The 26,716-nt window shown below is 64.0% G+C and carries 26 protein-coding genes; 13 read left to right on the forward strand and 13 right to left on the reverse strand.

Features of this window, described 5'->3' with window-relative positions:
* Positions 1-3: 3 nt before the first annotated feature.
* The 4 genes from HKX24_RS03345 to HKX24_RS03360 form a co-directional block, all read right to left on the reverse strand.
* On the reverse strand, positions 4-246 hold the full coding sequence (locus HKX24_RS03345; RefSeq protein WP_067262181.1) for a DUF4170 domain-containing protein: 243 nt from the start codon (positions 244-246) through the stop codon (positions 4-6).
* A gap of 63 nt (positions 247-309) precedes the next feature.
* Positions 310-1,086 carry a 3'(2'),5'-bisphosphate nucleotidase CysQ gene (locus tag HKX24_RS03350; RefSeq protein ID WP_271692880.1) on the reverse strand — a complete coding sequence of 259 codons (777 nt, stop codon included), beginning with the start codon at positions 1,084-1,086 and terminating at the stop codon, positions 310-312.
* The gene (locus tag HKX24_RS03355) at positions 1,079-2,425 is read right to left on the reverse strand and encodes a TldD/PmbA family protein (protein WP_271692881.1); all 1,347 of its coding nucleotides are present in this window, start codon (positions 2,423-2,425) and stop codon (positions 1,079-1,081) included. Before HKX24_RS03355 ends, HKX24_RS03350 begins: the two co-directional genes overlap by 8 nt.
* 112 nt (positions 2,426-2,537) lie before the next feature.
* Positions 2,538-4,067: a DUF2125 domain-containing protein gene (locus HKX24_RS03360; protein WP_271692882.1), complete on the reverse strand. Its 1,530-nt coding sequence runs from the start codon at positions 4,065-4,067 to the stop codon at positions 2,538-2,540.
* 142 nt (positions 4,068-4,209) lie between these two features.
* On the opposite strand from HKX24_RS03360, the gene HKX24_RS03365 reads away from it, so the two are divergent.
* A complete protein-coding gene (locus HKX24_RS03365; protein WP_271692883.1) occupies positions 4,210-4,959 on the forward strand; it encodes an SDR family oxidoreductase in 750 nt (249 codons plus the stop codon).
* Positions 4,956-5,570 carry an enoyl-CoA hydratase/isomerase family protein gene (locus HKX24_RS03370; RefSeq protein WP_271692884.1) on the forward strand — a complete coding sequence of 205 codons (615 nt, stop codon included), beginning with the start codon at positions 4,956-4,958 and terminating at the stop codon, positions 5,568-5,570. The genes HKX24_RS03365 and HKX24_RS03370 overlap by 4 nt, the downstream gene beginning before the upstream one ends.
* On the opposite strand, the gene HKX24_RS03375 is transcribed toward HKX24_RS03370, so the two are convergent.
* Positions 5,567-5,872, reverse strand: a complete 306-nt coding sequence (locus HKX24_RS03375; RefSeq protein ID WP_231886283.1) for an HNH endonuclease — start codon at positions 5,870-5,872, stop codon at positions 5,567-5,569. The genes HKX24_RS03370 and HKX24_RS03375 overlap by 4 nt on opposite strands.
* A 121-nt stretch (positions 5,873-5,993) precedes the next feature.
* Between HKX24_RS03375 and HKX24_RS03380 the strand changes: the two genes are divergently transcribed.
* On the forward strand, positions 5,994-7,172 hold the full coding sequence (locus tag HKX24_RS03380) for a TIGR03862 family flavoprotein (RefSeq protein ID WP_271692885.1): 1,179 nt from the start codon (positions 5,994-5,996) through the stop codon (positions 7,170-7,172).
* Here HKX24_RS03380 and HKX24_RS03385 read toward each other — a convergent pair.
* The 5 genes from HKX24_RS03385 to HKX24_RS03405 form a co-directional block, all read right to left on the reverse strand.
* On the reverse strand, positions 7,169-7,762 hold the full coding sequence (locus HKX24_RS03385) for a glutathione S-transferase (protein ID WP_271692886.1): 594 nt from the start codon (positions 7,760-7,762) through the stop codon (positions 7,169-7,171). The two genes, HKX24_RS03380 and HKX24_RS03385, sit on opposite strands and share 4 nt — an antisense overlap.
* Positions 7,763-7,781: 19 nt before the next feature.
* The gene (gene holA, locus HKX24_RS03390; RefSeq protein WP_276153826.1) at positions 7,782-8,780 is read right to left on the reverse strand and encodes a DNA polymerase III subunit delta; all 999 of its coding nucleotides are present in this window, start codon (positions 8,778-8,780) and stop codon (positions 7,782-7,784) included.
* Positions 8,777-9,277 carry an LPS assembly lipoprotein LptE gene (lptE, locus tag HKX24_RS03395; RefSeq protein WP_271692888.1) on the reverse strand — a complete coding sequence of 167 codons (501 nt, stop codon included), beginning with the start codon at positions 9,275-9,277 and terminating at the stop codon, positions 8,777-8,779. The genes holA and lptE overlap by 4 nt, the downstream gene beginning before the upstream one ends.
* Positions 9,264-11,810: a leucine--tRNA ligase gene (gene leuS, locus HKX24_RS03400; RefSeq protein WP_271692889.1), complete on the reverse strand. Its 2,547-nt coding sequence runs from the start codon at positions 11,808-11,810 to the stop codon at positions 9,264-9,266. Before leuS ends, lptE begins: the two co-directional genes overlap by 14 nt.
* An 82-nt stretch (positions 11,811-11,892) precedes the next feature.
* On the reverse strand, positions 11,893-12,387 hold the full coding sequence (locus tag HKX24_RS03405) for a DUF3576 domain-containing protein (RefSeq protein WP_067261722.1): 495 nt from the start codon (positions 12,385-12,387) through the stop codon (positions 11,893-11,895).
* A gap of 280 nt (positions 12,388-12,667) precedes the next feature.
* On the opposite strand from HKX24_RS03405, the gene HKX24_RS03410 reads away from it, so the two are divergent.
* Positions 12,668-13,564: a porin gene (locus tag HKX24_RS03410; RefSeq protein WP_271692891.1), complete on the forward strand. Its 897-nt coding sequence runs from the start codon at positions 12,668-12,670 to the stop codon at positions 13,562-13,564.
* Positions 13,565-13,666: 102 nt separating this feature from the next.
* Entirely contained in the window at positions 13,667-14,320 is a 654-nt protein-coding gene (locus HKX24_RS03415) for a YggS family pyridoxal phosphate-dependent enzyme (RefSeq protein ID WP_271692892.1), read from the forward strand.
* Here the strand turns inward: HKX24_RS03415 and HKX24_RS03420 are convergent.
* Both HKX24_RS03420 and ribA read right to left on the reverse strand, forming a co-directional pair.
* Positions 14,310-14,804, reverse strand: a complete 495-nt coding sequence (locus HKX24_RS03420) for a L,D-transpeptidase family protein (RefSeq protein ID WP_271692893.1) — start codon at positions 14,802-14,804, stop codon at positions 14,310-14,312. The two genes, HKX24_RS03415 and HKX24_RS03420, sit on opposite strands and share 11 nt — an antisense overlap.
* Positions 14,801-15,892: a GTP cyclohydrolase II gene (gene ribA, locus HKX24_RS03425; protein ID WP_271692894.1), complete on the reverse strand. Its 1,092-nt coding sequence runs from the start codon at positions 15,890-15,892 to the stop codon at positions 14,801-14,803. Before ribA ends, HKX24_RS03420 begins: the two co-directional genes overlap by 4 nt.
* Before the next feature lie 162 nt (positions 15,893-16,054).
* Here ribA and HKX24_RS03430 point away from each other — a divergent pair, with 162 nt between their 5' ends.
* From HKX24_RS03430 to HKX24_RS03450, 5 genes are all read left to right on the forward strand, one after another.
* Complete coding sequence (locus tag HKX24_RS03430) at positions 16,055-16,741, forward strand: response regulator transcription factor (protein ID WP_067261731.1); 687 nt, start codon at positions 16,055-16,057, stop codon at positions 16,739-16,741.
* Between the two features lie 297 nt (positions 16,742-17,038).
* On the forward strand, positions 17,039-17,827 hold the full coding sequence (locus HKX24_RS03435; protein ID WP_067261733.1) for an exodeoxyribonuclease III: 789 nt from the start codon (positions 17,039-17,041) through the stop codon (positions 17,825-17,827).
* A 54-nt stretch (positions 17,828-17,881) separates the two neighbouring features.
* Positions 17,882-18,802 carry a thioredoxin gene (gene trxA / locus HKX24_RS03440; protein WP_271692895.1) on the forward strand — a complete coding sequence of 307 codons (921 nt, stop codon included), beginning with the start codon at positions 17,882-17,884 and terminating at the stop codon, positions 18,800-18,802.
* A gap of 27 nt (positions 18,803-18,829) precedes the next feature.
* Positions 18,830-19,474, forward strand: coding sequence for an LON peptidase substrate-binding domain-containing protein (locus tag HKX24_RS03445; protein ID WP_067261736.1), 645 nt, complete (start codon positions 18,830-18,832; stop codon positions 19,472-19,474).
* Positions 19,471-19,653: a Trm112 family protein gene (locus tag HKX24_RS03450; protein ID WP_271692896.1), complete on the forward strand. Its 183-nt coding sequence runs from the start codon at positions 19,471-19,473 to the stop codon at positions 19,651-19,653. The genes HKX24_RS03445 and HKX24_RS03450 overlap by 4 nt, the downstream gene beginning before the upstream one ends.
* A 15-nt stretch (positions 19,654-19,668) precedes the next feature.
* Here HKX24_RS03450 and HKX24_RS03455 read toward each other — a convergent pair whose 3' ends face one another.
* Complete coding sequence (locus tag HKX24_RS03455) at positions 19,669-20,895, reverse strand: FAD-dependent oxidoreductase (protein ID WP_271692897.1); 1,227 nt, start codon at positions 20,893-20,895, stop codon at positions 19,669-19,671.
* Positions 20,896-20,980: 85 nt separating this feature from the next.
* Here HKX24_RS03455 and HKX24_RS03460 point away from each other — a divergent pair, with 85 nt between their 5' ends.
* From HKX24_RS03460 to HKX24_RS03470, 3 genes are all read left to right on the forward strand, one after another.
* On the forward strand, positions 20,981-22,315 hold the full coding sequence (locus HKX24_RS03460; RefSeq protein WP_271693779.1) for an amidase family protein: 1,335 nt from the start codon (positions 20,981-20,983) through the stop codon (positions 22,313-22,315).
* Positions 22,316-22,436: 121 nt separating this feature from the next.
* Entirely contained in the window at positions 22,437-23,621 is a 1,185-nt protein-coding gene (locus HKX24_RS03465) for an aminotransferase class I/II-fold pyridoxal phosphate-dependent enzyme (RefSeq protein ID WP_271692898.1), read from the forward strand.
* A 12-nt stretch (positions 23,622-23,633) separates the two neighbouring features.
* Positions 23,634-26,570, forward strand: coding sequence for a DNA translocase FtsK (locus HKX24_RS03470; protein ID WP_271692899.1), 2,937 nt, complete (start codon positions 23,634-23,636; stop codon positions 26,568-26,570).
* The last annotated feature ends 146 nt before the right edge of the window (positions 26,571-26,716 follow it).

Consider the following 26,716-nt stretch of genomic DNA (forward strand, 5'->3'; position numbering starts at 1 on the left):
GGTTTATTCCAGCTCTTCGGTGGGCGAGGCCGATGTCTCTTCGTCGCGCAGGCGGTGCAGATGGGCGATGTAATAGCGCATATGCGCGTTATCCACGGTGCGATGCGCTTCGGATTTCCATGCGTCATAGGCGCTGGCGTAATTAGGGAAGATCCCGACGATATGGATGTCGTCGACATTCTTGAACGCGTTCTTGGTCGGATCGACAAGTTCGCCACCGAAAACAAGGTGCAGGCGTTGGGTCATGGAGCTGTCCTTTGATCTGTCAAAGCTGCGGTGCTGCGCATAGTGCCTAGCAGATGAGGCCGGTCACGCAAGGGCGTCGATCAGCGCGCGCTGCACCGAGGGGCCACCCGCCACGATGCCATCGACGCGCGGGTCCGGGTTGTTGAACCTAAGCGGCGCGCCCGTGGCGGTGGTGCAACTGCCGCCCGCTTCGGCCACGATCAACGTGCCGGCGGCAATGTCCCATTCCCATGTGCGGCGCAGGGTGATCATCGCGTCGAAAGAGGCATCGGCCACCAGCGCCATACGGTAGGCCAGCGAGGGGCGGTAGCTGCGTTTGAACACCGGTGCCGCGCCGCCGTGCCAGCGTTCGGCCACCAGCGCGGGCCGCGCGGCAAGCACGGTCGCCTCGGCCAGCCTGCCCACCTCGGAGGTGCGGATCGGCGCGCCGTTCAACGTGGCCCCACCGCCCCGGTGCGCGGCATAGAGCATGTCGCGCATCGGCAGATAGACCACCGCCGCCGTCACCGTGCCGCCCTCGGCCACCGCCAGCGAATGCGCCCAAGTGTCGGACCCTTCGACAAAGCTGCGGGTGCCGTCGATCGGGTCGATGATGAAGACCCGCTCATGCCTCAGCCGGTCGGTATTGTCCTCCGTCTCCTCAGACAGCCAGCCATAGTCGGGCCGCGCGCCGCGCAACTCCGACAGCAGCAGATCGTTCACCGCCAGATCGGCTTCGGTCACCGGGCCTGCGTTATCGGGCTTGTCCCAGCGTTTCGCCGTGGCCCCGACAAAGCCGCGCGCCACGGCACCTGCCTTGCGGGCGGCGTCGATCAGGAGGGAAAGATCGTCCTCAGGCACCGGCAAGGGTCATTCCCGGCACCAGCAGCGAAGGCACGACGCGGCTAAGATGCGTCCGCGCGTCATTAGCGGGGATCATCGCCCGCAGCATGTCACGCAGGTTGCCCGCGATGGTGCATTCGTTGATCGCATGGGTGATCTCACCCTTCTCAACCCAGAGGCCCGAGGCGCCGCGCGAATAGTCGCCTGTGTTGGGGTTGATCGTGCTGCCGATCATGGAGGTCACCAATAGCCCCGTACCCATCTCGGCGATCAGATCGTCGCGGCTGGCCTCCCCTTGGGTCAGCGCGATGTTCCAGTTCGACGGCTGCGGGCCAGAGCCGGGGCCGCGCGCGGCGTTGCCGGTGGGGCTGAGTTCCAGCTTGCGGGCGGTGGCGAGGTCGAGCGTCCAATCTTGCAAGATGCCTTTGTCGACGATGGCCCGCCGCTGGGTCGGCAGCCCTTCGGCGTCAAAGGGGCGCGAGCCGGTGGCGCGGATGCGGGTCGGGTCTTCGATCAAGGACAGGGCTTCGGGCAGCACCTGCTCGCCCTTAGCATCGCGCAGGAAGGACGCGCCGCGCGCAATCGCCTGACCGTTGATCGCCCCTAAGAGGTGCCCGATCAGCGAGGCGGCGATGCGTTCGTCGAACAGCACCGGGTAGCTGCCGGTGGGGGGCTTGCGGGCGTCGAGCCGCGCCAGCGCGCGTTCGCCGGCGCGTGTGCCGATCTCCTGCGCGTCGCGCAGATCGGCCTGAAAGATGCGGCTGTCGCCGTCGTAGTCCCGCTCCATCCCGGTGCCGCTGCCTGCGATGGCGACACAGGACAGCCCGCGTTCGCTGCGGGCATAGCCGCCCTCGAACCCGTTTGTCGCGGCAAGGTAAATCTCTTGCGCGCCATAGCCCGCGCCCGCCGATTGCACTTGGCTGACCCCTTTGACGGCCAGCGCGGCGGCTTCGGCGCGGGCGGCGTCCTCTTGCAGGGCTTCGGGGGAGGGTTCGGGCGTGGGGTCGCAAAGCTCCAGCCCGTCGGCATCGCGGCGGGGTGAGAGTTGATCGGGATCGGCCAGCCCGGAATAAGGGTCTTCGGGCGCTTCTCGGGCCATGGCGACGGCGCGTTCGGCCATCTCTTCGATCGTGCGCGAGGACGTGTCGGAGGCCGAGACATTGGCCGAACGTTGGCCGACGAAGACCCGCAGCCCGATGTCCGTTCCTTCGGAGCGTTCGGCCTGTTCCAGCGCCCCGCCGCGCACTTCGATCGAGACAGAGCTTGCCGTGATCGCCATGGCATCGGCCGCATCCGCCCCGGCCTTGGTGGCCGCGTGAAGGAGGGACTTGGTCAATGCATCAAGGGCGTCTGGCATGGTCTGGCTCCTTTTGGGGTTGGAAAAGGGGTAATCCCCCGCCCCGCAGGGGGCAAGGGCTGGGCTCTATTTTCCCAGATAAGGCAGGCGCGGCGCAGGGCCGCGCCGCCGGTTATTTGATCTGCTGACCGTTGGCGAGGATGCCGCCCTCTTCGGTGAACTCAATTCTGGAGGTCAGGGAATCTTCGCCCTCGCCCGGTACGGTGAAGAGGCCCATCATCATCCGCGCGCCCATCGCCTGATCCTGCGGCACGAGGCCCATCGCCACCAGTTTGTCGAGCAGGGCCACGCCGCCGACCAGCGACAGATCCAGTGCGCCCACGGGTTTCGGCATGCCGGGCACGGTTTGCATATCGTCATTGTCAAAGGTGATCGCGCCCGAGGCGTCGAACTCGGCCCCGGCCACGTCCAGCGACACTTCGTTCACGTTCAGCGCGTGAATCTCGCCCGGTGCCTCATCGCCCATGGTGGCGGTGACTTCGGGGTCCATCAGTTCGAACAGCAGTTTGGCCTTGCCCGACAGGTCCACGACCAAGGTCGCCGGGTCGCGGGGCAATTGGCCGGTGGGGTCGAAGATGCCCCAGATCATGTCCGACATCTCAAAACGGTCGAGTGTGACGCCAAAAGTGAAATCCTGCGGCTCTTCGGACTTCAATACCGGCATTTTGAGGTTAAAGGCGCTTTCTGCCATGCTGAACTGGATCGGGAAGGGCATGTCGGCGGCGGTCACGCTGACCTCGATGTCCTGCTGGCCGCCGTCATAGGAAAGCCCCTCCGGCCCCATGGCTACGCCGAGCTTTGCCCCGGTCGAGCTTGAGATCAGTTGAAACTCCCCATTCTCGGGGTCGGAAACCTGCATGTCGGTGCGGCCCGCGCCTGCTGTAAAGCTGCCGTCGAAGGCAAGACCTTCGCGCATCATCGCGGCCACGTCGGCGCCTGCGTCGATCATCGGCAGCGTGCCGCTGCCGTCAAAGACCACCTGATCGACCCCGCCCGTGACGGCAACGCGGGCCGGGTCTTCGGGGGTTTTCATAACCACGTCATATTGCAGGCTGTCGATGCGGCCCGATTGGTCATAGCGGCGCGTCTCGGTCCCGGTCATCTCGGTCCGGCTGCTGACACCGGTGCCGATCAGCGTGAACTTGGCTTCTTCCTCGGTATAGCTTTGCTCACCCACCTTGAGCCCGGCCAGCGTGAGAGAGATGCTGTCGGCGGCATAGTCGTATTGCAGTGCCTCGGCGCTGCCGCTGGCGCGCATCACCGGCGCGGTCTGGGCGTAGTTCAACACCATCGACACCGGTTCATCCTCCGCCGTTTCGGGCGCGACGTTGATCGTCATCGGCATGACGGTGGGCATGCGGATATTGACCGCTCCGTCACCTTCGGGCGCAAAGCTCAGCGTGCCGAGCGACATGGAGAAATCGCCGCCCTCTTCGGCCATGTCCATTTTCAGGGTCACATCGCTGACGGTCAGGTCATCGCCGTTGAAGGCTTCGCTTGCCTCGACCTCATAGCCCATGCTCTCCATATACTGGCGCCAATCGCCCCAGACGTCGGAAGGGGTCAGATCGGCCCAGAGGGGCGTCGAAGCCAGCGTGACCGGCAGGGCGAGGAACAGCGACGCGGTGGAAATGCGAGACATCGGAAAATCCTTTTCGGCAATGAGTTACGCATAGGGTCTGCCAATCCCCGCGCAGGGTCAAGCGATGCGAGGCTGGACCCGGGTTGATCGGCAGATTACCACAGCCCTCAAGCAATGTACAAAACAAGCGGAAGGATCCCCCATGGACATGACAGGCAAGACGATCATGATTACCGGCGCCAGCCGGGGCATCGGCACCGCCGCCGCGCGTGTGTTCGCCGAGGCGGGCGGCAATGTCGCCCTGTTGGCGCGCAGTCAGGATGCCATCGCCGAATTGGCCGGAGAGTTGGGCAAACAGGCCATCGCCATCCCCTGCGACGTGACCCGCTATAACGAGATGACCTCGGCGGTCGAGACCACGCGCCGGGCCTTTGGTGGCCTCGACGTGCTGATCAACAACGCAGGCGTGATCGACCCGATTTCGCTCATGGGAGAGGCCGATCCCGCGGATTGGGCGAAGGCGATCAACATCAATGTCACGGGGGTCTTCCACGGCATGCGCGCGGCGCTGCCCTTGATGAAGGAAAACGGCGGCGGCACGGTGCTGACGATCTCTTCGGGCGCGGCGCATAACCCGGTCGAGGCGTGGAGCCATTACTGCGCGTCCAAGGCGGCGGCGAATATGCTGACCCAGTGTCTGCACCACGAAGAGGGCGGGAACGGCATCCGCGCCATCGGCCTGTCTCCCGGCACCGTGGCCACCGACATGCAGCGCGACATCAAGGACAGCGGCGTGAACCCGGTCAGCCAGTTGGATTGGGACGTGCATATCCCCGCCGATTGGCCCGCCCGCGCGCTGCTGTGGATGTGCGGCCCGGAGGCGGATCGTTTCTTGGGTGATGAGATTTCCCTGCGCGACGAAGGCATCCGCAAGGCGGTGGGCCTGATATGATCGAGCTTGACCGCGCGGGCGACATCTGGACCGTCACGATCAACCGCCCCGACAAGGCCAATTCCCTGACCCATGCCATGCTGGTCGAATTGGCCGAGATCATGGAAGAGGCGCAGGCCGCCCGCGCGGTGATCCTGACCGGGCGCGGCAAGGTGTTCAGCGCCGGGGCCGATCTGGACGAAGCCCGCGCGGGCCTTGCGAAATCGGATGTTTGGGAGCGTCTGTCGGGCGCGGTGGCCGCCTTGCCGGGGTTGAGCATCGCCGCGCTCAACGGCACGTTGGCGGGCGGTGCGATGGGCATGGCGCTGGCCTGTGATCTGCGCATCGCGGTGCCGGGGGCGAAGTTCTTCTATCCGGTGATGAAGCTGGGCTTCCTGCCGCAGCCCTCTGACCCGGCGCGGATGGCGGCGCTGATCGGCCCTGCGCGGACCAAGCTTTTGCTGATGGGCGGGCAGAAGATCACGGCGGAGGAGGCGCTGCGTTTTGGCCTGATCGACCGCATCGTCGCGGCGGAGGAGGTGCAGGAACACGCGCAGGCGCTGGCCGCCGACACAGTGGCGGCAAGTCCGGACGTCGCGCAGGAAATCAAACGGATGTGCGGCCCCGCTTAACGTTTGCGCGTGCCTCCGGGCACTTTGGAGCGGAAGCCCGGCGGGCGTTTCGCCACCCATGCGGCGAATTTGGCGAGCCGCGGGTGGCTGCGCAGCGCTTCGGGCGTGTTGTAGTGCCGCGCCAGTTCGGTCTCGGTCAGGGCGGCGTGCACCTCTCGGTGGCAGATGTGATGCATCAGCACCGTCGGCCCGCCCTTGCCGCCGCGCAGCTTGGGGATCAGGTGATGCAGGCTCTGCGGCACGTCCTCAGGGATGGGCCGGTGGCAGAGCGGGCAATGTGGCACGGTTTCGCCTTGGGTCACGGTCCTCCCTTTCGCTTGCATTGCAGGGCCACGGCAGGCAAGAGGATGTGTCAAATCCTCCCTAAGGCAAGGACAGGCCCATGGCTTCCCCGTCAGACAAGCAGACCCAAGGGCGCGCCGCGTGACCCGCGCCTTGGTCATCGGGGGCGGCCCGGCGGGGCTGATGGCGGCAGAGGTCATGGCACAGGCGGGGCTGTCGGTCACGCTTTGCGAGGCGAAACCCTCGGTCGGGCGCAAGTTCTTGATGGCGGGCAAATCCGGGTTGAACCTGACCAAGTCCGAGCCCTTGGCCCCCTTCCTCGCCGCCTATGAAGAAGCGCAGCCTGCCTTGCGCCCGATGCTGGAGGCTTTCGATGCCCAAGCGGTGCAGGACTGGGCCGAAGGGCTGGGACAGGAGGTCTTTACCGGCTCCACCGGGCGGGTTTTCCCCCGGGCGATGAAAGCCTCTCCGCTGCTGCGGGCATGGCTCGCGCGGCTGGCTGAAGGCGGGGTGACGATCAACACCCGCTGGCACTGGCGGGGCTGGGAGGGGGACGCATTCACCTTCGATACGCCCGCCGGGCGGGAATTGGTCGAGGCCGATGTGACGGTGCTGGCCCTTGGCGGCGCGAGTTGGCGGCGGCTTGGCGCCACCGGCGAATGGGCGCACCTGCTGGCGGCGCGCGGCGTGGCCCTTCAGGATTTTGCTCCGGCCAATGTCGGGCTGTTGGTCGATTGGTCCGCGCATATGACCCGCCATTTCGGCGCGGCGCTGAAAGGGGTGGCGTGGCGCGCGGGCCCCTACCGCTCGCGCGGGGAGGCGGTGATCTCGGCTCGCGGGCTGGAGGGGGGCGGCATCTACAGCGTCTCGCGCGGGCTGCGCGAGGGGCATCCGCTGACGCTTGATTTGCTGCCGGACTTGCAGGTCCGCGAGGTGGCGGCGCGTCTGGCAAAACCGCGCGGCAAGGACAGTCAGGCCAACCATCTGCGCAAACGGCTGAAGCTCAGCCCCGCCCAGATCGCACTGCTGCAAGAGATGGCGCGCCCGCTGCCGCAGGAGGCCGAGGCGCTGGCCGCCTTGCTGAAAGACCTGCCCATCGCCCACGCCGGGCTGCGCCCGATGGGTGAGGCGATTTCGACGGCGGGGGGGATACGGCTCGACGCGCTGGATGCAGGGCTGATGCTGCGCGAGGTGCCGGGCGTCTTTGCCGCCGGGGAAATGCTCGATTGGGAAGCGCCCACGGGCGGCTATCTGATCAACGGTTGTCTGGCGACCGGCCATTGGGCGGGCCGCCATGCGGCGGACTGGGCCGGGCGTTAGCCGTTTTCCTTGGTCATCGCGGCGTTGAAGGCCGGGCGTTCGCGCAGGGTTTTTGCCCATAGGTTCAGCTTGTCATCCACCCGCGGAAACTTCGCGCCGATCGACCAATTGATGCAATGCACGGCCAGAAGGTCGGGCAGGGTGATCTGATCGCCCATCAGGAACGGCCCCTCAAGGCGTCCCGACAGGGTGCTGGCCGCGCGTTCGAACTCGGCCTTTAGGCTGTCCTTGATCGCGGGTACGCGGGCTTCCTCGGGAAAGACGAAACTGTGTTTTGCCGCGGCCCAAAGTATCGCGTCGAACTCATCGATCAGCCAAAAGGTCATCGCGTCTTGCCGCGCCCGCGCGGGGGTTCCGGCAGGGGCGGTAAGCGCGCCATGTTTGTCGGCGAGATAGGTCATGATCGCGACGGAATCAGTCAGCACCTCATCGCCATCCACCAGCGCCGGGATCTTGCCCGAAGGGTTGTATTTGCGTGCCTCTTCCGAGCGGGGCGCGGCGGGGTTCAAATCGTAGGGCTGGCCCAATTCTTCGAGCATCCACATGACGCGAAAGGCGCGGGTCTTGGTGCCGCCGATGACTGTGTACATTGAATTTCCTCTCCCAAAATCAACGTTGTGCGCCCAGCATCGCCAGACGGATAAAGGCCCGTTCGACCAACGCTAACGCCGGGGCGTGCTGGCCTGCGGAGCGCAGCTTTAGGTCGGTCTCGGTCAGCACCGCCAGCGCGGTTTCCAACTTCACTGCGCCCCAGTTGCGGGCTTGGCGCATGGCGCGGTCGCGGTCGCGCACGCCGTAGATCGGCGCGCCGGGGTTGGCGGCGATGCGGTAGAGGGTGCGGAAATGCCGGGTCGCCATGATGGTCAGGGTCACCGGATTCACGCCTTGGCCTTGCAGCTTGCTCATCACCGGGCCGATCTCGGCGGCGCGGGTCTCGGCCACCACATGCAGGATGTCGTCCACCTCGGCCTCGGTCGAGGTGGGGGCGCAGGCGGCGATGTCATCAAGGCCGATGGGAGTGCTGTCGCCCAGTTTATAAAGCGTGATCTTCTCCAGCGTTTGCCGGAAATCGCCGGGGTCGAGGGTGCGGGCCAGATCGGTCAGGGCGGCCATGGCGTCGGCCTCAGGCGTGAGCTTCGCGTCCTTCAGCATCTGCTCGATCTCGGCCCGGTCGGGCGGGTTGTCGTAAATCGCGGTGGCAAAGGCGTTGGGGTGGGTCTCGAACGCCTTCAGCACTTTGGAGGTCTTCTTGAGATCGCCCCCGGTGACCACGATCTGCGCATCGCCCGGCTGCCATCCCTTGAGCGCGTCGAGCAGGATTTTCGCGATATTGTCATTCGCCTCTTCCACCAACGCGGCACGCGGACCGGGGAAGAAGCCCACCGCCTTGATCGCATCCAGCAGCATCGCCGGGTCGCGGCGCAATTCGCCCGCGGGCATCCGGCTGAGGCGCATTTCCTCTTCGGCATTGGGGCCGAGCAGGTTTTTCAGGAATTCCTGCCGCTTCAGCGCCACGCGCATCGCGTCGCTGCCATAGATCAACAGCCCCGTGCGCGCGGGATCGGGCCGCGCGAAATAGGGTTTCGCCTCGCGCGGGGTCAGTTTCATTGGGGCAGGTCGGCCGCATAGAGGCGGCTAATCACGAGGTCCGCGAGGATGGTCATCAGACGTTCCTGCGCGTCCAGTTCCGCCGCGCGGGTCGCCACGGTGGTGCCGGTGGCGGAATAGCCGGTGAAGCTTTCGACCTTGCCCGAGGTCACGATCTGCCCGCTGTCGAGGTCACGCAGCGCATAGGCGGTTGTGCCCACGAGGTTGTAGCGCCGTGTGTTGCCTTCGCTGTCGATGGCCAGCCCGTCTTCGACCGTGGTGGTGGTCAGGGCGAGCCCCCAGCGGGGGGTGGCGGCGCGGCCAAGGCGGCTTTCCACCTCGCGCACCAGAAAATAGCCAAAGCGGTCTTCCGGCGCGTCCACCAGCACGCGGTTTTGCAATGCCGTGCCCGCGCCGCCGGGTCCATAGACCGGCTCGAACCCGCAGGCGGCAAGCGCCAGTAGGGGCAGGGCCAGCAGGAAGCAGCGGCGCATATGGGTGGTCTTAGGCAACGACATTCACAATCCGTCCGGGCACGACGATGACCTTTTTCGGCGTGGCCCCGTCCAGCGTTCGAATGACAGCTTCATGCGCCAGCGCGGTTTTTTCAACCTCTTCCTTCGGCATATCGGCGGGCACCTGAATTTCGGCTCGGCGTTTGCCGTTGATCTGGATGGGCAGGGTCACGGTGTCGTCGACCAGCATCTTCTCATCCGCTTTGGGCCATGGGGCCTTGGCGATCAGCCCTTCGCCGCCCTGATGCGCCCAAATGTCTTCCGACAGGTGCGGGGTCATCGGCGACATGAGCTGCGCCAGCGTCATGATCGCTTCGCGTTGCGCGGCGTAGCCCGCCTTGGACTTCTGCAAGGTCGCGGTGAAGGCATAGAGCTTGGCAATCGCGGCGTTAAAGCCAAAGGATTCGATGCCCATGGTCACGTCATGGATCGTCTTATGCATGGCGCGCAGCAACTCGTCGTCGCCCGAGCCCGCCGACTCGCGGTCCATCTCGGCCACGCGGTCACAGATGTTCCACACGCGCGAGAGATGTTTATAGGCGGCTTCCGCGCCAGAGGCGGTCCATTCCACGTCCCGCTCGGGGGGCGAATCGCTCAGCACGAACCAACGCGCAGTATCGGCACCGTAGTTCGAAATGATGTGCAGCGGGTCGACGACGTTCTTCTTGGACTTCGACATCTTGGCGGAGGGGATGATCTCAACCTCGGTGCCATCTACCAATTTGCCCTCGGTCACCTCTTCGGGGAGGTGATAGACCGGGCGGCCATTATCGTCGCGGGTCTGGTAGATCTCGTGGGTCACCATGCCTTGGGTGAAGAGCGCGTCAAACGGCTCCACCGCGCTTTCGGGCAGGTGGCCGGTGATCTGCATCGCACGGGCAAAGAAACGCGAGTAGAGCAGATGCAGAATCGCATGCTCGATGCCGCCGATATATTGATCGACGTTCATCCAGTATTGCGCGTCTTCCATGACGGTCGGCGTCTCGGCACGCGGCGCGGTGAAACGGGCGAAATACCACGAGCTGTCGACGAAAGTGTCCATCGTGTCGGTCTCGCGCAGGGCGTCCTTGCCGCAGGCGGGACAGGCGCAGTTGCGCCATGTCGGGTGGCGGTCGAGCGGGTTGCCCGGCGTGTCGAAGCTGACGTCGTAAGGAAGCTCGATCGGCAGGTTTTCTTTCTTTTCGGGCACCACGCCGCAGTCGTTGCAATGCACCACAGGAATCGGGCAGCCCCAGTAGCGCTGGCGCGAGAGGCCCCAGTCGCGCAGGCGGTATTTGGTGACGCCGTGGCCGATTCCGTTTTCCTCGCAAAAGGCGATGGCGGCGTCGACACCCTCTTCGCCGGTTTGCCACTGGTCGCCCGCGAAGCCCCGGTTGTAGAACACCTTTTCGGTCTTCGGCGGGACGAAAGCGGCGTCCAGCTCGGGCGCGGCATCCTCGGACGGCAGGAAGGTCGAGATGATCGGCAGGTCGTATTTCGTGGCGAACTCGAAATCGCGCGGGTCATGGCCCGGGCAACCGAAGATCGCGCCGGTGCCATAGTCCATCAGGATGAAGTTTGCGATATAGACGGGCAGTTCATGGGCCGTGTCGAAGGGGTGACGCACGCGGATACCGGTGTCCATGCCGAGCTTCTCGGCGGTCTCAATGGCCTCCTCGGTGGTGCCGCCCTTGCGGCATTCGGCACAGAAGGCGGCCACGGCTTCGTCGTCGCGCTCCAGCGTCTTGGCCAACGGATGGTCGGGCGAGATGCCGACGAAGGAGGCACCCAGAAGCGTGTCGGGGCGGGTGGTATAGACCTCGATCCGGTCAAAGCCCTCGGGCGCTTCGATGGTCGAGAAGGCAAATTGCAGCCCGCGCGACTTGCCGATCCAGTTGGCCTGCATCAGCTTCACCTTGGCGGGCCAGTTGTCGAGGCTGTCGAGCGCCGAAAGCAACTCTTCGGAATGGTCGGAGATCTTAAAGAACCACTGCGTCAGCTCGCGCCGCTCCACCGGTGCACCGGAACGCCAGCCGCAGCCGTTCTCGACTTGCTCGTTGGCGAGCACGGTCATGTCGACCGGGTCCCAGTTCACCACGGCGTTCTTGCGGTAGACCAAACCCTTCTCGAGGAAGTCCAAAAACAGCGCCTGCTGCTGGCCGTAATAGCCGGGGTGGCAGGTGGCGATCTCGCGGCTCCAGTCAATCGACAGGCCGAGAGGTTTCATCTGCTTCTTCATCTCGGCGATGTTGTCATAGGTCCAATCCGCCGGGTGGCCGCCGATGGCCATGGCGGCGTTCTCGGCGGGCATGCCGAAGGCGTCCCAGCCCATCGGGTGCAGCACGTTATGCCCGGTCGCGATCTTGTAGCGCGCGATCACGTCGCCCATCGTGTAGTTGCGCACATGGCCCATGTGGATGCGCCCCGAAGGGTAGGGGAACATCTCAAGCACATAGTACTTCGGCTTGTCAGCGTTGCGAACGGCCTGGAAAATGCCGTCCTTTTCCCAGGCTTGCTGCCAGCGGGCTTCGATCTCGGCGGGGGTATAGCGGGGCATGAGGGGACCTTCGTGACATGAAAAACGCCGGGCTGCTGTTTTCACAAGGCCCGGCGTTGGAACGGTGTTGAGTTAAGCGGGCTCAGAATTTGCTGTCGGACACGCGCATTTCCCGCGCTCGGCTGAGGATAGCATCCTCGACCGCGCGGGTGGTGGCCCGTGCCACGGGCTGGCCGCCCGAGGATTGCAGCGCCACATTGAGCGAACGTGCATCAAGCGCCGGATCGTCGATCAGAACGGTCGCGCGATAGGCACGGCCCCCGCCCGGCGGGGTGCCATAGCCTGTGACGATCACCCCGGTGAAAGGATCGACCGATTGCACAGGCAGGAAGTTCAGCACTTCGAGCGAGGCCGACCAGAGGTATTTGTTCACCGAAACGCTGGTGTCTGTGTTCTTGCGGTTGAAGATCGACCAGATCGTATTGTCGGGATTGGTCTCAATGTTATTGGGGTTGTTCGGATTGGTGTATTGATCCGGCCGATCTGTGGCCGGGCTGCCAAAGCTCCCGCCACAGGCGGTCAGCGCGCTGAGCGCCAGAACGGAGATTGCCATCTTGCAAGCGGTACGAAGGGCCATTGCAGCTTTCCTTTGCCTGTTTGCGCTCCGGTCTATCCAAGCAGGCCCTTATCGGCAAGGTCTATGTCATAGGAGCGCGCTGCGCGGCATCGGGCGCCGCCATAGGCAAAGCCGCGGCCCTGGGGTAAAGGAACTGTGGCATAGCTGCACCAACCCCGGCGACATTGCGGGTGGGGAGGCCGTGAACCTTGCCAAGTGCAGGGGATTGGGGGCAAACAGCCTGCATACCCTTACCGGATTCCCCGGTCTGGGCATATGAATTCAAACCGAGGGAAAACTCATGAAAAAAGTTCTCTTCGCTACAACAGCCCTGGTTGCGACCGCCGGTGTAGCAGCAGCAGACGTGACATTCGGCGGCTACGGCCGTTTTGGTGTCTTGTACACGGACGACGATTCCGCAGGCACGGACTCCACAGATATTACCAGCCGTTTCCGCCTGCAGATCGACGCAACAGCAGAATCCGATGCTGGCGTTGTTTTCGGTGCACGTGTTCGCCTTGAAGGTGAAGAACGCGATGCAGCCGGCGGCAAGCGTCCTGAGTTCAACGGTGTGCGCTATTTTGCGCGTTCCGGTGGCTTTGAAGTTGGCGTTGGTAACATCTTCGGTGCTCTGGAATCCATGCCGGGTCAGTACCCTGTCGACATGGGTCTGACAGGCTTGGGCTATGACTATGTTGCATTTGATGATCGTGGTGACCAGTATTCCTCTGGTACTCTGGGTAACTCTGGTGACAACGCTGTTGAAGTTCTTTACTCCGCGGGCGATCTGGCTGTGCATGTGTCGGCATCCGATACAGACGACCGCGTTGCCGGTTACGTTGCTTATACATGGAGCGGCTGGACCTTTGCGGTTGGTGGTCAAGATTCCGACGAGGCAAGCGACACCGAGTGGACAGCGACAGCTGGTGGTTCCTTCGGCATCGCCGACGTAACTCTGGCATACGCTGACAACGGCACAGCTGGCGATCGCATGGTTCTGGCGGGCCGTTTTGAGGTTGGCGCGGCTACCGATATCGAAGTTTACGTATCGGACAACGATGGTGGGGCCGAAGATGGCACCAGCTATGGTGTAGACTTCAATCATGACCTTGGTGGCGGTACTTCGCTGCGTGGCGGTGTAGTCAAGCTTTTGAACGACGACGTTCAGGCCGACATGGGTGTTCGCTTCAACTTCTAAGTTGAACGACATACTCTGAATATTGGGGCAGGCCTTTCGGTCTGCCCCTTTTCTTTTGCGCGGGCCTGTTGTTTTCTGCGCGCCTGAAATGGAGGGCCGAAAATGAGTCTGAGCGACATCCAAAACCGCATCTCGAAAGCCGAAGCCGATGCAGGCCGCGCGGCGGGGTCGGTCAAGCTGATCGCCGTCAGCAAGGTTCAGCCCGATGCGCGTGTGCGTGCGGTCTTGGAAGAGGGGCACCGCTCTTTCGGAGAGAACCGCGTGCAAGAGGCGGCGGGCAAATGGCCCGGTTTTCGCGAGGATTTTGACGGGATCGACCTGCACATCATCGGCCCATTGCAAAGCAACAAGGTCCGGCAGGCGATGGAACTGGCCGAGGGGATCCACACGGTCGACCGCCCCAAACTGGCCAAGACCATCGCGCGGCTGGCGCAGGAGATTGGCCGCTGTCCCGACCTCTTTATTCAGGTGAATACCGGCGAGGAGGAGCAGAAGGCCGGGGTGATGCCCCGGGACGCGGATGCGTTTATCGCCGAGTGTCGCGCGCTGGACCTGCCGATCAAGGGGCTGATGTGCATCCCGCCGGTGGACGAGGCGCCGTCGCTGCATTTCGCGCTGCTGGCCAAGATCGCTGCGCGCAACGATCTGACCGGCTTGTCGATGGGCATGAGCGGCGACTTCGAGCAGGCCATCGCACTGGGCGCCACCCATGTGCGTGTGGGGGCAGCCATCTTCGGCGAGCGGGTTAGCGGATAATCAACCGCGTTGCCGGACCCACATGCGCGGCGATCTTGTGGAGGTCGCTCCGTGCAAAGGCGATGCACCCTTCGGTCGGATAGCCGGGCCGCCGCCATTGGTGAATGAAGATCGCAGAGCCGCGCCCTGCCGCGGCGTCGGGCCAGTTCCAATCGGTCAGGATCACCAGATCATAAAGCGGATCGGCGCGGCGCAGGGCCTCATGACTATGGGGGTAGGGGGCGCGGACGCGATGGTTGTAGTCGGGCTGGCCGCTGGCATCTGACCACAGATCGCCCGGACCGATCGGCTGGGCCCAGGCGCTTGGCGCCGGGATGCGATCAGGCCGATAGAGCATCCCCACTAGACGATGCACCCCGCGCGGCGTGGCGCCATCGCCCTCGCGTTTGTTATCGGTCAGCCCGCCCTTGCCGATGCTACAGGCGTAGCGCCGCCCCTGAAACCGCAGCCCCGTCGGCGTGAGAACCATGTCATTCGGGGTCATAGCAGATGCCCCGATTTCGCGGCTTTGGTTGCCAGATAGGCGCTGTTGTGGCGGTTCTCGCCCACTGCCAGCGGGACGCGCTCGGTCACGGCGATGCCGCTTTGCTCCATCATGCCCACCTTGCGGGGGTTGTTGGTCAGCAGGCGCACGGCGGAGAACCCCATTGAGCGCAGGATGTCGGCACCGAGGCGGAAATCGCGCTCATCATCTTCGAACCCTAGCCGATGATTGGCTTCGACCGTGTCAAAGCCCTGATCCTGCAAGGAATAGGCCCGCATCTTATTGGCAAGACCGATGCCGCGCCCTTCTTGGTTGAGATAGAGCAGAACACCATGGCCCTCGCCCCCCATCTGCGCCAGCGCGGCGCGCAGCTGCGGGCCGCAGTCGCATTTCAGGCTGCCCATCAGATCGCCGGTGAAACAGGCCGAATGCAGTCGGCAAAGCACCGACGCATCGCGGGCGGGGCGGCCGATTTCGATGGCGTAATGCTCCTCGCCACCATCCTCGGGGCGGAAGATATGCAAGCGCCCGGCCTCGGACACCTCCATCGGCAGGCGGGCGTTTACCACCGGATGCAGCGCGCTGCGCTCGGCAAGGATCGGGGCGGCAGCGGTGAGGTTGATCAGGGTCAGCCCATGCATCCGTGCGAAATCCGCGCCCTGCGGCAGGTCAAGGACCAGTGCGGCGGGCAGCATCCGCGCGGCTTTCACCAGATCGAGTGCGGCGCGATGCGGCGCGGTATCACCACCTCGCGCGGTCTGAAGTGGCCCTTTCATCGGCGCGCGCAGGTCATCCGCCGGATCGGCGATGCTTTGCACCCAAGCCGGGGTGGCCCCCGCAGGCAGCAGCACGCGGGCAAGTTGGCCATCATAGGCCCGTGCCTTAAGCGTTTCGGCCCGCCGCGCCGTGATCGCCAGCACCGGCGCACCGCCCAAGACCAGCACATCCGCAAGGCGCTGTGCGGTCAGCGTCTCTGCTGCCAGCACGAGGGCGGCCTGCGCGCCATCCGCCAGAATCACGGGCACGCCCATGCGCAGATCGGCCCGCGCACGCGCCAGTTGTTCGGTGATGTCCGGGGCGAAACTCATGGTTTGTTGCAACTCCGCAAAGGCTTCCCCGTCTATCTAGGTTATATCGCAAGGAATTGAAACATTTCACGCTTTGTTGACACGAGGCTGTGAGACAGCGGTCACATCCCTTGTCCGGGCCCCGCCCAAGGCGCATGTATAAGACAACAGACGGAGAGACAGATGGCCCAGCTTAAGAAAATCCTGCTTGTCGATGACGACGATGACCTGCGCGAAGCGCTGAGTGAGCAGTTGATCATGACCGAGGATTTCGATGTTTTCGAAGCGGCCAATGGCACCGAGGCGATGACCAAGGCGAAAGAGGCGCTTTACGATCTCATCATCCTCGACGTGGGCCTGCCCGATACCGATGGCCGCGAGCTGTGTCGCCTGATGCGCAAACAGGGGGTGAAAAGCCCGATCCTGATGCTCACGGGCCATGACACCGATGCCGACACGATCCTCGGCCTTGATGCCGGGGCGAATGACTATGTCACCAAGCCGTTCAAATTCCCGGTCCTGTTGGCCCGCATCCGCGCGCAGCTGCGCCAGCATGAACAGTCCGAAGATGCGGTGTTCCAGCTCGGGCCCTATACGTTCAAACCCGCGATGAAGGTGCTTACCACGGAGGACGACCGCAAGGTGCGTCTGACCGAGAAAGAGACCAATATCCTCAAGTTCCTCTACCGCTCCAATGACGGTGTGGTGCCGCGCGATGTGCTGCTGCATGAGGTCTGGGGCTATAACGCAGGCGTCACGACCCATACGCTTGAAACCCATATCTACCGCCTGCGGCAGAAGATCGAGCCTGACCCCTCGAACGCCCGTTTACTGGTGACGGAATCCGGTGGCTATCGCCTGATGGCATAAAAACCGGGAACCAATTCCGACCCCCGTGGTTGGAATACCTGAGAGGCGGGGTTTTCATGACCCGCACCTCGGTTTGAAGCCCGACTTTTGTACCCGGGTAAAGGTACATACCTCCCTGTTGGACTGGCCGGGCCTTTGTGCCCGGTCTTTTTTTGGGGGGTGGGGGGAGATCGTCACCCCGGACCGAAATCAAGCCGTGGACGATGGCCCTCACCGCAAGGAAGCCCCATTTCCGCATGGCACCCCCGCGCCGCCCGCGTTACTGTGCCGAACCACCCCCAGACCGGAGCCTCCCCCATGTCCTTTACCCTCGCCACTTGGAACATCAACTCCGTCCGCCTGCGCGAGCCTTTGGTGCTGAAACTGCTGGCCGAACACGGGCCGGATGTTCTGTGTCTGCAAGAGTGCAAAAGCCCCGTGGATAAAATCCCGGTCGAGGCCTTCAAGGCGGCGGGCTACACCCATATGGTCGCTCGGGGGCAGAAGGGCTATAACGGCGTGGCGATCCTGTCGAAGCTGCCGCTGGTGGATGCGGGCGATCAGGATTTCGCCATGCTGGGCCACGCCCGCCATGTGGCGGCCAAGCTGGAGAATGGCGCGACGATCCACAACTTCTACGTCCCCGCAGGCGGCGACAAACCCGACCGCGAGATCAATGAGAAGTTTGGCCAAAAGCTCGATTACCTCTCTGAGATGCGCGACTGGTTCCATGGCGACAAGCCCGAGAAGTCTATCCTTGTGGGCGACCTCAACATCGCCCCGCGTGAGGATGACGTCTGGGATCATAAGAAGCTGCTAAAGATCGTCAGCCACACCCCGGTCGAGGTCGAAGCGCTTGGTGCGGTGCAGGATGCGGGCAATTGGGTCGACATCACGCGGCAGGATGTGCCGGAGGGCAAACTCTATAGCTGGTGGTCCTACCGCGCCGCCGATTGGGATGCCGCCGACAAGGGCCGCAGGCTGGATCATATCTGGGCCACATCGGATATCGCGCAGGCCGGGCACTCCAGCCACATCGTCCGCGACGCGCGCGGTTGGGAGAAACCCAGCGACCACGCGCCGGTTTTTGCCAGTTTTGACCTTTGAATCGCGACCCTGCACGTCCATATAAGGCCAAACGCGATTAGCGAGGATAACGATATGACCGACCTGAACCTTTCCACCGCCGCCCCCGCGGATGCCGATCTGATCAAGGACACGACCGAAGCGACCTTCATGGCCGACGTCGTCGACGCCTCGCAAACGGTGCCGGTCATCGTTGATTTTTGGGCGCCATGGTGCGGCCCTTGCAAGACGCTTGGCCCGATGCTGGAAGACGCCGTGCGCGCGGCCAAAGGCGCGGTGAAGATGGTGAAGGTCAACGTCGATCAGGCCCAGAACATCGCCGGTCAGTTGCAGATCCAGTCCATTCCCACGGTCTATGCGTTCTACAAAGGCCAGCCGGTCGACGGTTTCCAAGGCGCGCTGCCGCAGTCCGAGATCAAGGCCTTTGTCGACCGCGTGGTAAAGGCGGGGGGCGGCGAAGCGCCCGGTGACACGCTGGCCGATGCCGTGGCCGCCGCCGAAGAGATGCTGGCCGAAGGGGCCGCCACCGACGCGGCGCAGACCTTTGCCGCGATCCTAGAAGAAGACCCGATTAACGCGCCTGCCTATGGCGGCATGGTCCGGTCCCATATCGCCATGGGCGCATTGGATCAGGCCGAAGCCCTGCTAAACGGCGCGCCGATCGAAATCTCCAAAGCCCCCGAACTCGAAGCTGCCCATGCCCAGTTGCAACTGGCGCATCAGGCCGCCGATGCCGGCCCCGTGGCCGAGCTGACCGAGAAGGTCGAGGCCAATCCCGACGACCATCAGGCGCGCTTCGATCTGGCTCAAGCGCTCTATGCCCATGACAATGCCGAGGCTGCCGTCGAGCACCTGCTAGAGCTTTTCCGCCGCGATCGGGAGTGGAACGAAGGCGCCGCCAAGACGCAACTTTTCACTATTTTCGAGGCACTTAAGCCCAATGATCCGGTGGTGCTGAATGGCCGTCGCAAACTGTCATCAATGATATTTGCCTGAGGCGTCGGTCGCGCTAAGTCCCTTGTCATGATCAAGCCAGCAGAACTGCCCAAGACTATTGCGATCTTTCCGTTGGCAGGGGCGCTGCTGCTGCCCCGCTCACGGCTGCCGCTGCATATCTTTGAGCCGCGCTATCTTCAGATGATCGAAGACGCGCTCAAGACCGACACGCGGTTGATCGGCATGGTCCAGCCCAACGAACTGCCCGGCCGTGACGGCCACGGGCTGCACCAGATCGGCTGCGCAGGCCGCATCACCCAGTTTTCCGAGACCGAGGATGGCCGTTATATGGTGACCCTTGGCGGCGTCTCGCGCTTTCGCGTGGTGGAGGAAATAGAGGGCTTTTCCCCCTATCGCCGCTGCGATGTGAATTGGTCGGGCTTTGACCGCGATCTGGGCGAGGATGAGGTCGACGACAGCTTTGACCGGGCGCGGTTTCTTGACCTTCTGGGGCGCTATTTCGACAGCCGCGGGCTTTCCGCCGATTGGGACACGTTGAAAGATGCCGAAGATGAGTTGCTGATCAACTCCCTGTCGATGATGCTGGAGTTCGAGGCCGAGGATAAACAGGCGCTGTTGGAGGCGCCTTCGCTGGAAACCCGGCGGGAGACATTGGTGACATTGATCGAATTCGCGATGCGCGGCGGTCAGGAAGAGGGCTTGATGCAATGACGGATGCGACCGTTCAATTCGACCGCCGGATGCTGGAGGCATTGATCTGCCCGCGCACGCAGACAACGCTGACCTATGACGCGGAAAAGCAAGAGCTGGTGTCGAAAGCCGCCGGATTGGCCTATCCGATCCGCAATGGCATTCCCGTCATGCTGCCGGACGAAGCGCGGAGGCTGTAACGGCCTGCGGCTCCGTTAAAGGGGCTTGCCACGCATCAACCGGGGCAGTTCGCCCGTCAGCCCTGCGGCTTCGCGGATAAAGGTTCGGCGCAGGCCGGGCAGGGCGTTGATCGCGGCCATGCCCATGTCGCGGGCCAGCCGCAAGAGCGCATTATCGTTTGAAAACAGCCGGTTGAAACTGTCGGTCGCCAGCGCGAGGCTGGCATTGTCGAAGCGCCGCCATTCCTGATAGCGTGCGAGGACCGCGTCGTTTCCGGGGTCTTCGCCCCGGCGAACCGCATCGGCAATCACCTCGGCCAAGGCCGCCACATCGCGCAGGCCCGCGTTCAGCCCCTGACCGGCGATGGGATGCACCCCATGGGCCGCGTCGCCCAAAAGCGCCACGCGCGGGGCGGTCATGGAATGCGCCAGCGACAGGCCCAGCGGATAGCTGTAGCGCGGGCCGGTCAGCGAAAGCTCCCCCAGAAAACTACCAAAGCGCGGGCGCAGCACGTCGAGGTATTGCGCATCCGGCAGGGCGTTGATCGCGGTGGCATTGGCGCTCGCTTCGCTCCAAACGATGAGGGAGCGGTTACCGGTCAGCGGCAAGATCGCCAGCGGGCCGGGGGGCATGAAGAATTGATGCGCGATGCCGTGGTGCGGCTTTTCGTGATCTACCACGCAGACCAGCGCCGTCTGACCATAGAACCATGCGACACGCTTGATGCCCGCCCGTCCCGCCGTGCCGCTGGCGCGGCCATCGGCCCCTACGGCCAAGCGCGCGCGTAGAATCTTGCCGCCCTCAAGCGTCAGGGTGATGCCGGTCGGCGCCACCGATTGCCCCGTGACGCGGGTGTCGTTCATCATCGTGATCGCCGGATCAGCAGCAGCCGCTTTCAGCAGCGCGCGGCGCAGATGGCGGTCTTCGACCATCTGGCCCATCGGGCCTTCTTCGATCTCGGCATGATCGAAATGCATGAACATGGGCGAGGGGCCGGTGCCAGCACGCCCATCGGTGACCTTGATCTCCAGCATTGGCTGGGCGTCATCCGCGATGTCGGGCCAGATGCCGATGCCTTCCATCAACCTGACCGAGGTCAGCGCCAGCGCATAGGCGCGCCCATCGAAGGCGGCGTTCTCAAAGGTCTGTGCGGGCTGGGCGTCAATCACAGCCACGCGCAATCCCGCGCGGCTGAGGGCCAAGGCAAGGGCGGGGCCATTCAGCCCCCCGCCGATGATCGCGATATCGTGGTCAAAATCCATGGCCCTAGATATGACCTGCGCGCGGGGATTGTCCATGCGCCGAACGGTCGCTAGGTTCGCCAAGAACAGCGGTAAGGGGCACGACATGCAAGAATGGTTGGAAATGACGGCGGCGGATTTGGGGCGCGGGATCGCGGCGGGCGATATCGACCCGGTGGCGCTTTGCGATGCCTATCTCGATGCCATCGACGCACATCCGATGCGCGACCGTATCTATGCCCGCGTCACCCCTGACCGCGCCCGCGCCGAAGCCGCCGCCGCGGCTGAGCGGGCCCGCGACGGCCAGCGCCTGTCACCGCTCGACGGGGTGCCGATCTCTTGGAAAGACCTCTTCGATACCGCCGGAACGGCCACCGAGGCGGGCTCCAAACTGCTGGAAGGCCGGGTGCCAGAGCGTGACGCCGAAGTGCTCGCCAGCGCGACGGCCTTGGGGCTGGTCTGCTTGGGCAAGACGCATATGAGTGAATTGGCCTTCTCGGGTCTTGGCCACAACCCCAGCACCGCCACACCGCCCTGCGTGAACGAGCCGGACAGCGTCTCGGGCGGGTCGTCCTCAGGCGCGGCGGCCTCGGTTGCCTTTGGCTTGGCGGCAGCGGCGATCGGGTCGGATACCGGCGGGTCGGTGCGCATCCCGGCGGCGTGGAACGATCTGGTGGGGCTCAAGACCACCGCGGGCCGTGTGTCCCTTGCCGGGACCGTGCCGCTGGCGGCGAAGTTCGACACGGTTGGCCCGCTTTGCCGTTCGGTCGAAGATGCGGCGCTGCTGCTCGCCGCCTTGGAGGGGGGCAAGCCTGCCGATCTGGAAGAGAGCGAATTGGAGGGCTGCCGTTTTGCGGTGCTGACCAATGTTGTCATGGATGAGCTTTCCGATGAGCCAAAGGCTGCTTTTGACGCGGCGGTGGCGCGGTTGCGAGAGGCCGGTGCCAAGGTAGATGAAATCGCAGTGCCCGAAGTCGATGAGGCGATGCCGCTAAGTTCTTGTCTCTACACCACCGAAGCCTATGGGCTGTGGCGCGATGTGATCGAAGCCGACCCGGAAGCCATGTTCAGCGAAATTCTTGAGCGTTTCCGGTTGGGTAAGGGGTTCTCCGGCCCCGATTACGTCGCCGCTTGGGCCAAGCTCGATCTGGCGCGGGCAGGCTATGACCGGGCCGTGGCGGGCTATGACGCCGTGTTGGTGCCCACTGCACCCATGCTGCCGCCGAACATCGAACGGCTGAACAGTGACCACGACTACTACCTTGCGCAGAATCTCCTATCCTTGCGCAACACGCGAGTCGCGAATCTCATGGGGCTTTGCGCGCTTACCTTGCCGACCGATACGCCCTCTTGCGGCATTTCTCTGATGTGCGCACCGGGGGCCGAAGAACAGCTTTTGCGCCTTGGTGCGGCGGCTGAAGCGGCCCTGCGCGAGGCCTAAGAGCGCACGACCGAAAAGCCACAAGGGCGGCAAAACTCCCCGGTTTTTCTGGACGGGAGAGGCGCCCTTGGGTACCTTGGGGCAAACGGGGCGCGAATGATCCCGATCCGAGGCAGTTTTGATGATGTATACCGAGCGGTTTTCGAACCTTCCGGCCCACGTGTGGCCGCGCCTGCGCGCATTGCTTGACGGGCATGAGGGCGGCGGCACGCCGATCCATATGACCATTGGCGAGCCGAAACATGCGTTTCCGGCTTGGGTGACCGATGAGATCACGAAACACGCCGCAGGGTTCAACAAATACCCGCCAAACGACGGTTCGCCCGAATTGCGCGCGGCCATCGCTTCATGGATCGGGCGGCGTTACGGGGTCGAGATGGACCCCGACAGCGAGGTGATGGCCCTGAACGGCACGCGTGAGGGGCTCTATAACGCCGTCATCGCGCTTTGCCCGCCCACCAAGAATGGGGAGAAATCGGCCATCCTGATGCCGAACCCCTTCTACCAAGTCTATATGATCGGGGCGATTTCCGGTGAGGCGGACCCGATCATGGTGCCCGCCACTGCCGAGACCGGGCATTTGCCAGATTTCGCCAGCCTGCCTGAAGAGGTGCTGCGCCGGACTACGGCGGCCTATCTCTGCTCCCCTGCCAATCCGCAGGGCGTTGTCGCCTCGCGCGATTACTGGGCCGAGCTGATCGCGCTGGCTGAGAAGTATGATTTCCTGATCTTCGCCGATGAATGCTATTCCGAGATCTACCGCGACACGCCGCCCACCGGGGCGCTGGAGGTGGTCAAAGAATTGGGCACCGACCGCAACCGCGTGGTGATCTTTCACTCGCTGTCGAAACGCTCGAACCTGCCGGGGCTGCGGTCGGGCTTTGCCGCCAGCGGGGGCGAGACGATGCGCCAGATCAAACAGTTGCGCAACTACGCGGGCGCGCCATTGCCGCTGCCCTTGCAGCAGGCCGCCGCCGCGGTCTGGGCCGATGAGGCGCATGTGGAAGAGAACCGCGCGCTCTATCAAGAGAAATACGCCATCGCCGACCGCATCTTTGGCAATGTGCCGGGCTATGCGAGCCCCGAGGCGGGGTTCTTCCTCTGGCTTCCGGTCGAGGATGACGAGGCCGCGGCGCTGAAACTTTGGCGCGAGACCGGCGTGCGGGTGCTGCCCGGCAGCTATCTGGCGCAGAACGTCGCCGGGGGGAACCCGGGGCAGAATTACATTCGGGTCGCCTTGGTGGCCCCAAAAGACGAAACGACGCGCGGATTGGAAGCGATCCGCGACTGTCTGTATTCGGCATAAGCGAGGGACGACATGGCATATCAGACACGGGGACGCGATCCATTGCTAGACAGCAACATGGCCGAGGCAATCGAAAAGCGCGGTCGTGAACTGCTGGGGCTGGCGCTGATCATGCTGGGCATCATGGCCGCCATGATGATCGGCAGCTACACGCCCGACGATCCCAACTGGATGGTCTCAACCGATGCGCCGGTGCAGAACTGGATGGGCCGGATCGGTGCCTCTATCGCCGCGCCGCTGTTCATGATCGTCGGTTGGGGCGCTTGGGGCATCGCCATCGTCCTGCTGTTCTGGGGCGGACGTTTCGCGCTGCATCAGGGCGATGACCGCGCGCTTGGGCGGCTGATCTTTGCGCCCATCGCCGTGGCACTTGGCGCAATCTATGCCGCGACACTGGCCCCCGGTCAGGAATGGCTGCTGACCCATAGCTTCGGTCTGGGCGGGCTTTTTGGCGATACCGTCATGGGCGCGCTGCTGACGATCCTGCCCATCGGTTCGACCCTGACGGTCAAGCTGATGTCGCTTTTGATGGGCGTCGCAATTCTCGCGTTGGGCGCCTTTGTGCTAGGCTTTACCAAGGCCGAGCTGTTCCGCATTGCGCGGTTCCTGCTGGTCGGTCTGATCATGGCCTATGCCGGGCTGATGACCCTTTTGGGCCGTGGGGCCAATGGGGCCGTCGTCGCCGCGCAGAACCTCTCAGCCCGTCAGGCCGAACGTCGTGAGCGCCGCCGTCAGGAAGCCGAAGACGCCGAAGCCTGGGCCGCGCAGGAAGCCGAGCAGAGCTATGCTCCGCAGCACGCCCCGGTGGCCGAGCCGGAAGCCGAACCGCGCAGCCTGTTTGGTCGGATGCCCGGGCTGATCAAACGGCCCGAACCCGAAGACGACATGCCCGAGCCGGAACTGATCGAGACCTACAGCGACGCCATCGTGGATGAGACACCGGGCGAAGAGCGCATCAAAAGCAAGATCGCCGATGTCATCAAGAACCGCGTGCGCCATGCCAATGCGATCCACACGCCGACGACCGCGCCCTTGACCAAGGGCCGGGGCCGTGGGCCGGACCCGCTGGTGCTGAACACCAGCCAGCCCGCCGCCCAGCCCGCCGGGCTGCGTGCCGAGCCGCCCTTGACCGCCGAACCGGCCACCCTGCGCCCCGAGCCGCTGCTGCGCAGGCCGCAGGCCCAGCCCGCGCCCGCCCCGAAGCCCGAGCCGATGGTTCAGGAACCGGCAGCGCAGGCGCCGATGGCCGCGCCTTACGAAGACACTGTGGCGTCTGAGACCCTGCCGTTGCAGCAGGCGCCCGCGCCTGAGGCGATGAAGATCCCCGTGGCGGAGCCGCGCAAAGTGGTGCAGCAGCCCGCCCGCAAACCCGTCCAGCCCTCGAAACAGGCGCAGGTCGAAGCGCAGCCCACCCTGACCTTCGACGACACGCACCCCGGGTTTGAACTGCCGCCGCTGAGCCTCCTGGAAAGCCCCGAAAGCGTGCAGCGCCTGCACCTCAGCGACGAGGCGTTGGAGGAAAACGCGCGGATGCTGGAAACCGTGCTCGACGACTACGGCGTGAAAGGTGAGATCGTCGCCGTGCGCCCCGGCCCCGTCGTCACAATGTACGAACTCGAACCCGCGCCCGGTCTCAAAGCCAGCCGCGTGATCGGTCTGGCAGACGACATCGCGCGCTCCATGGCCGCCCTTTCGGCGCGCGTCTCCACCGTGCCGGGCCGCTCGGTGATCGGCATCGAACTGCCCAACGAGAACCGCGAGAAGGTGATCCTGCGCGAGATCCTCTCAAGCCGCGATTTCGGCGATGGCAACCACCGCCTGCCGCTGGCGCTTGGCAAGGACATCGGCGGTGATCCGGTCGTCGCCAACCTTGCGAAAATGCCCCACCTGCTGATCGCCGGTACTACCGGCTCTGGTAAATCCGTGGCGATCAACACGATGATCCTGTCGCTGCTCTACAAGCTGACACCGCAGGAATGCCGGATGATCATGATCGACCCCAAGATGCTGGAACTGTCGGTCTATGACGGCATCCCGCATCTGCTGAGCCCGGTCGTCACCGACCCCAAGAAGGCCGTCGTGGCGCTGAAATGGGTCGTGGGCGAGATGGAAGAACGCTATCGCAAGATGTCCAAAATGGGCGTGCGCAACATCGAAGGCTACAACGGCCGCGTCCGCGAAGCGCTGGCCAAGGGCGAGATGTTCTCGCGCACCGTGCAGACCGGTTTCGACGAGGACACCGGCGAGCCGATCTTTGAGACCGAGGAAAACACCCCCGAGGCGCTGCCCTATATCGTCGTCATCGTCGACGAGATGGCCGACCTGATGATGGTCGCAGGCAAGGAGATCGAAGCCTGCATCCAGCGTCTGGCACAGATGGCGCGGGCCTCCGGCATCCACCTGATCATGGCCACACAGCGCCCTTCGGTCGACGTGATTACGGGCACGATCAAGGCGAACTTCCCCACGCGGATTTCCTTCCAAGTGACATCGAAAATCGACAGCCGCACTATCTTGGGCGAGATGGGGGCCGAGCAACTCTTGGGCATGGGCGACATGCTGTATATGGCGGGCGGTGCCAAGATCACCCGCTGCCACGGCCCCTTCGTCAGCGACGAAGAGGTCGAAGAGATCGTCAACCACCTCAAGCAATTCGGCGAGCCGGATTATGTCTCGGGCGTGGTCGAAGGGCCGTCCGAGGAAAAGGAAAGCAACATCGACGCGGTGCTGGGCCTTGGCGGCAATACCGATAGCGAAGACGCGCTTTATGACACCGCCGTGCAGGTTGTGATCAAAGACCGCAAATGCTCCACCTCTTACATTCAGCGCAAACTGGCGATCGGCTATAACAAAGCCGCGCGTCTGGTCGAGCAGATGGAGGAAGAGGGGCTGGTCTCACCGGCGAACCATGTTGGCAAGCGTGAGATTCTGGTGCCGGAACAGGCATAGGGCGACCTCTCCCCCCCCCCCTCTTGGGGGCGACAATCAGAAACACCGCCGGGCCACCCTCCCGGCGGTGTTTTTTTTATGGGGCAGGGCGGGCGATAGCGAAAAACCGCCCCCTGATATCGAATATCACGGCCACCCGCCCTATG

The sequence above is a fragment of the Sulfitobacter sp. M85 genome (assembly GCF_029285915.1).
GTDB classification, from domain to species: Bacteria; Pseudomonadota; Alphaproteobacteria; order Rhodobacterales; family Rhodobacteraceae; genus Sulfitobacter; species Sulfitobacter faviae.

Coding starts and splice junctions, on each gene's coding strand:
- lptE (WP_271692888.1), bottom strand. CDS start 9,277: ATGTCGTTGCCTAAGACCACCCATATGCGCCGCTGCTTCCTGCTGGCC.
- HKX24_RS03460 (WP_271693779.1), top strand. CDS start 20,981: ATGCAAGAATGGTTGGAAATGACGGCGGCGGATTTGGGGCGCGGGATC.
- HKX24_RS03450 (WP_271692896.1), top strand. CDS start 19,471: ATGACGGATGCGACCGTTCAATTCGACCGCCGGATGCTGGAGGCATTG.
- ribA (WP_271692894.1), bottom strand. CDS start 15,892: ATGAGTTTCGCCCCGGACATCACCGAACAACTGGCGCGTGCGCGGGCC.
- HKX24_RS03365 (WP_271692883.1), top strand. CDS start 4,210: ATGGACATGACAGGCAAGACGATCATGATTACCGGCGCCAGCCGGGGC.
- HKX24_RS03345 (WP_067262181.1), bottom strand. CDS start 246: ATGACCCAACGCCTGCACCTTGTTTTCGGTGGCGAACTTGTCGATCCG.
- HKX24_RS03415 (WP_271692892.1), top strand. CDS start 13,667: ATGAGTCTGAGCGACATCCAAAACCGCATCTCGAAAGCCGAAGCCGAT.
- HKX24_RS03430 (WP_067261731.1), top strand. CDS start 16,055: ATGGCCCAGCTTAAGAAAATCCTGCTTGTCGATGACGACGATGACCTG.
- HKX24_RS03370 (WP_271692884.1), top strand. CDS start 4,956: ATGATCGAGCTTGACCGCGCGGGCGACATCTGGACCGTCACGATCAAC.
- HKX24_RS03455 (WP_271692897.1), bottom strand. CDS start 20,895: ATGGATTTTGACCACGATATCGCGATCATCGGCGGGGGGCTGAATGGC.
- holA (WP_276153826.1), bottom strand. CDS start 8,780: ATGAAACTGACCCCGCGCGAGGCGAAACCCTATTTCGCGCGGCCCGAT.
- HKX24_RS03420 (WP_271692893.1), bottom strand. CDS start 14,804: ATGACCCCGAATGACATGGTTCTCACGCCGACGGGGCTGCGGTTTCAG.
- HKX24_RS03470 (WP_271692899.1), top strand. CDS start 23,634: ATGGCATATCAGACACGGGGACGCGATCCATTGCTAGACAGCAACATG.
- HKX24_RS03385 (WP_271692886.1), bottom strand. CDS start 7,762: ATGTACACAGTCATCGGCGGCACCAAGACCCGCGCCTTTCGCGTCATG.
- HKX24_RS03410 (WP_271692891.1), top strand. CDS start 12,668: ATGAAAAAAGTTCTCTTCGCTACAACAGCCCTGGTTGCGACCGCCGGT.
- HKX24_RS03435 (WP_067261733.1), top strand. CDS start 17,039: ATGTCCTTTACCCTCGCCACTTGGAACATCAACTCCGTCCGCCTGCGC.
- HKX24_RS03445 (WP_067261736.1), top strand. CDS start 18,830: ATGATCAAGCCAGCAGAACTGCCCAAGACTATTGCGATCTTTCCGTTG.
- HKX24_RS03355 (WP_271692881.1), bottom strand. CDS start 2,425: ATGCCAGACGCCCTTGATGCATTGACCAAGTCCCTCCTTCACGCGGCC.
- HKX24_RS03405 (WP_067261722.1), bottom strand. CDS start 12,387: ATGGCCCTTCGTACCGCTTGCAAGATGGCAATCTCCGTTCTGGCGCTC.
- trxA (WP_271692895.1), top strand. CDS start 17,882: ATGACCGACCTGAACCTTTCCACCGCCGCCCCCGCGGATGCCGATCTG.
- HKX24_RS03465 (WP_271692898.1), top strand. CDS start 22,437: ATGATGTATACCGAGCGGTTTTCGAACCTTCCGGCCCACGTGTGGCCG.
- leuS (WP_271692889.1), bottom strand. CDS start 11,810: ATGCCCCGCTATACCCCCGCCGAGATCGAAGCCCGCTGGCAGCAAGCC.
- HKX24_RS03360 (WP_271692882.1), bottom strand. CDS start 4,067: ATGTCTCGCATTTCCACCGCGTCGCTGTTCCTCGCCCTGCCGGTCACG.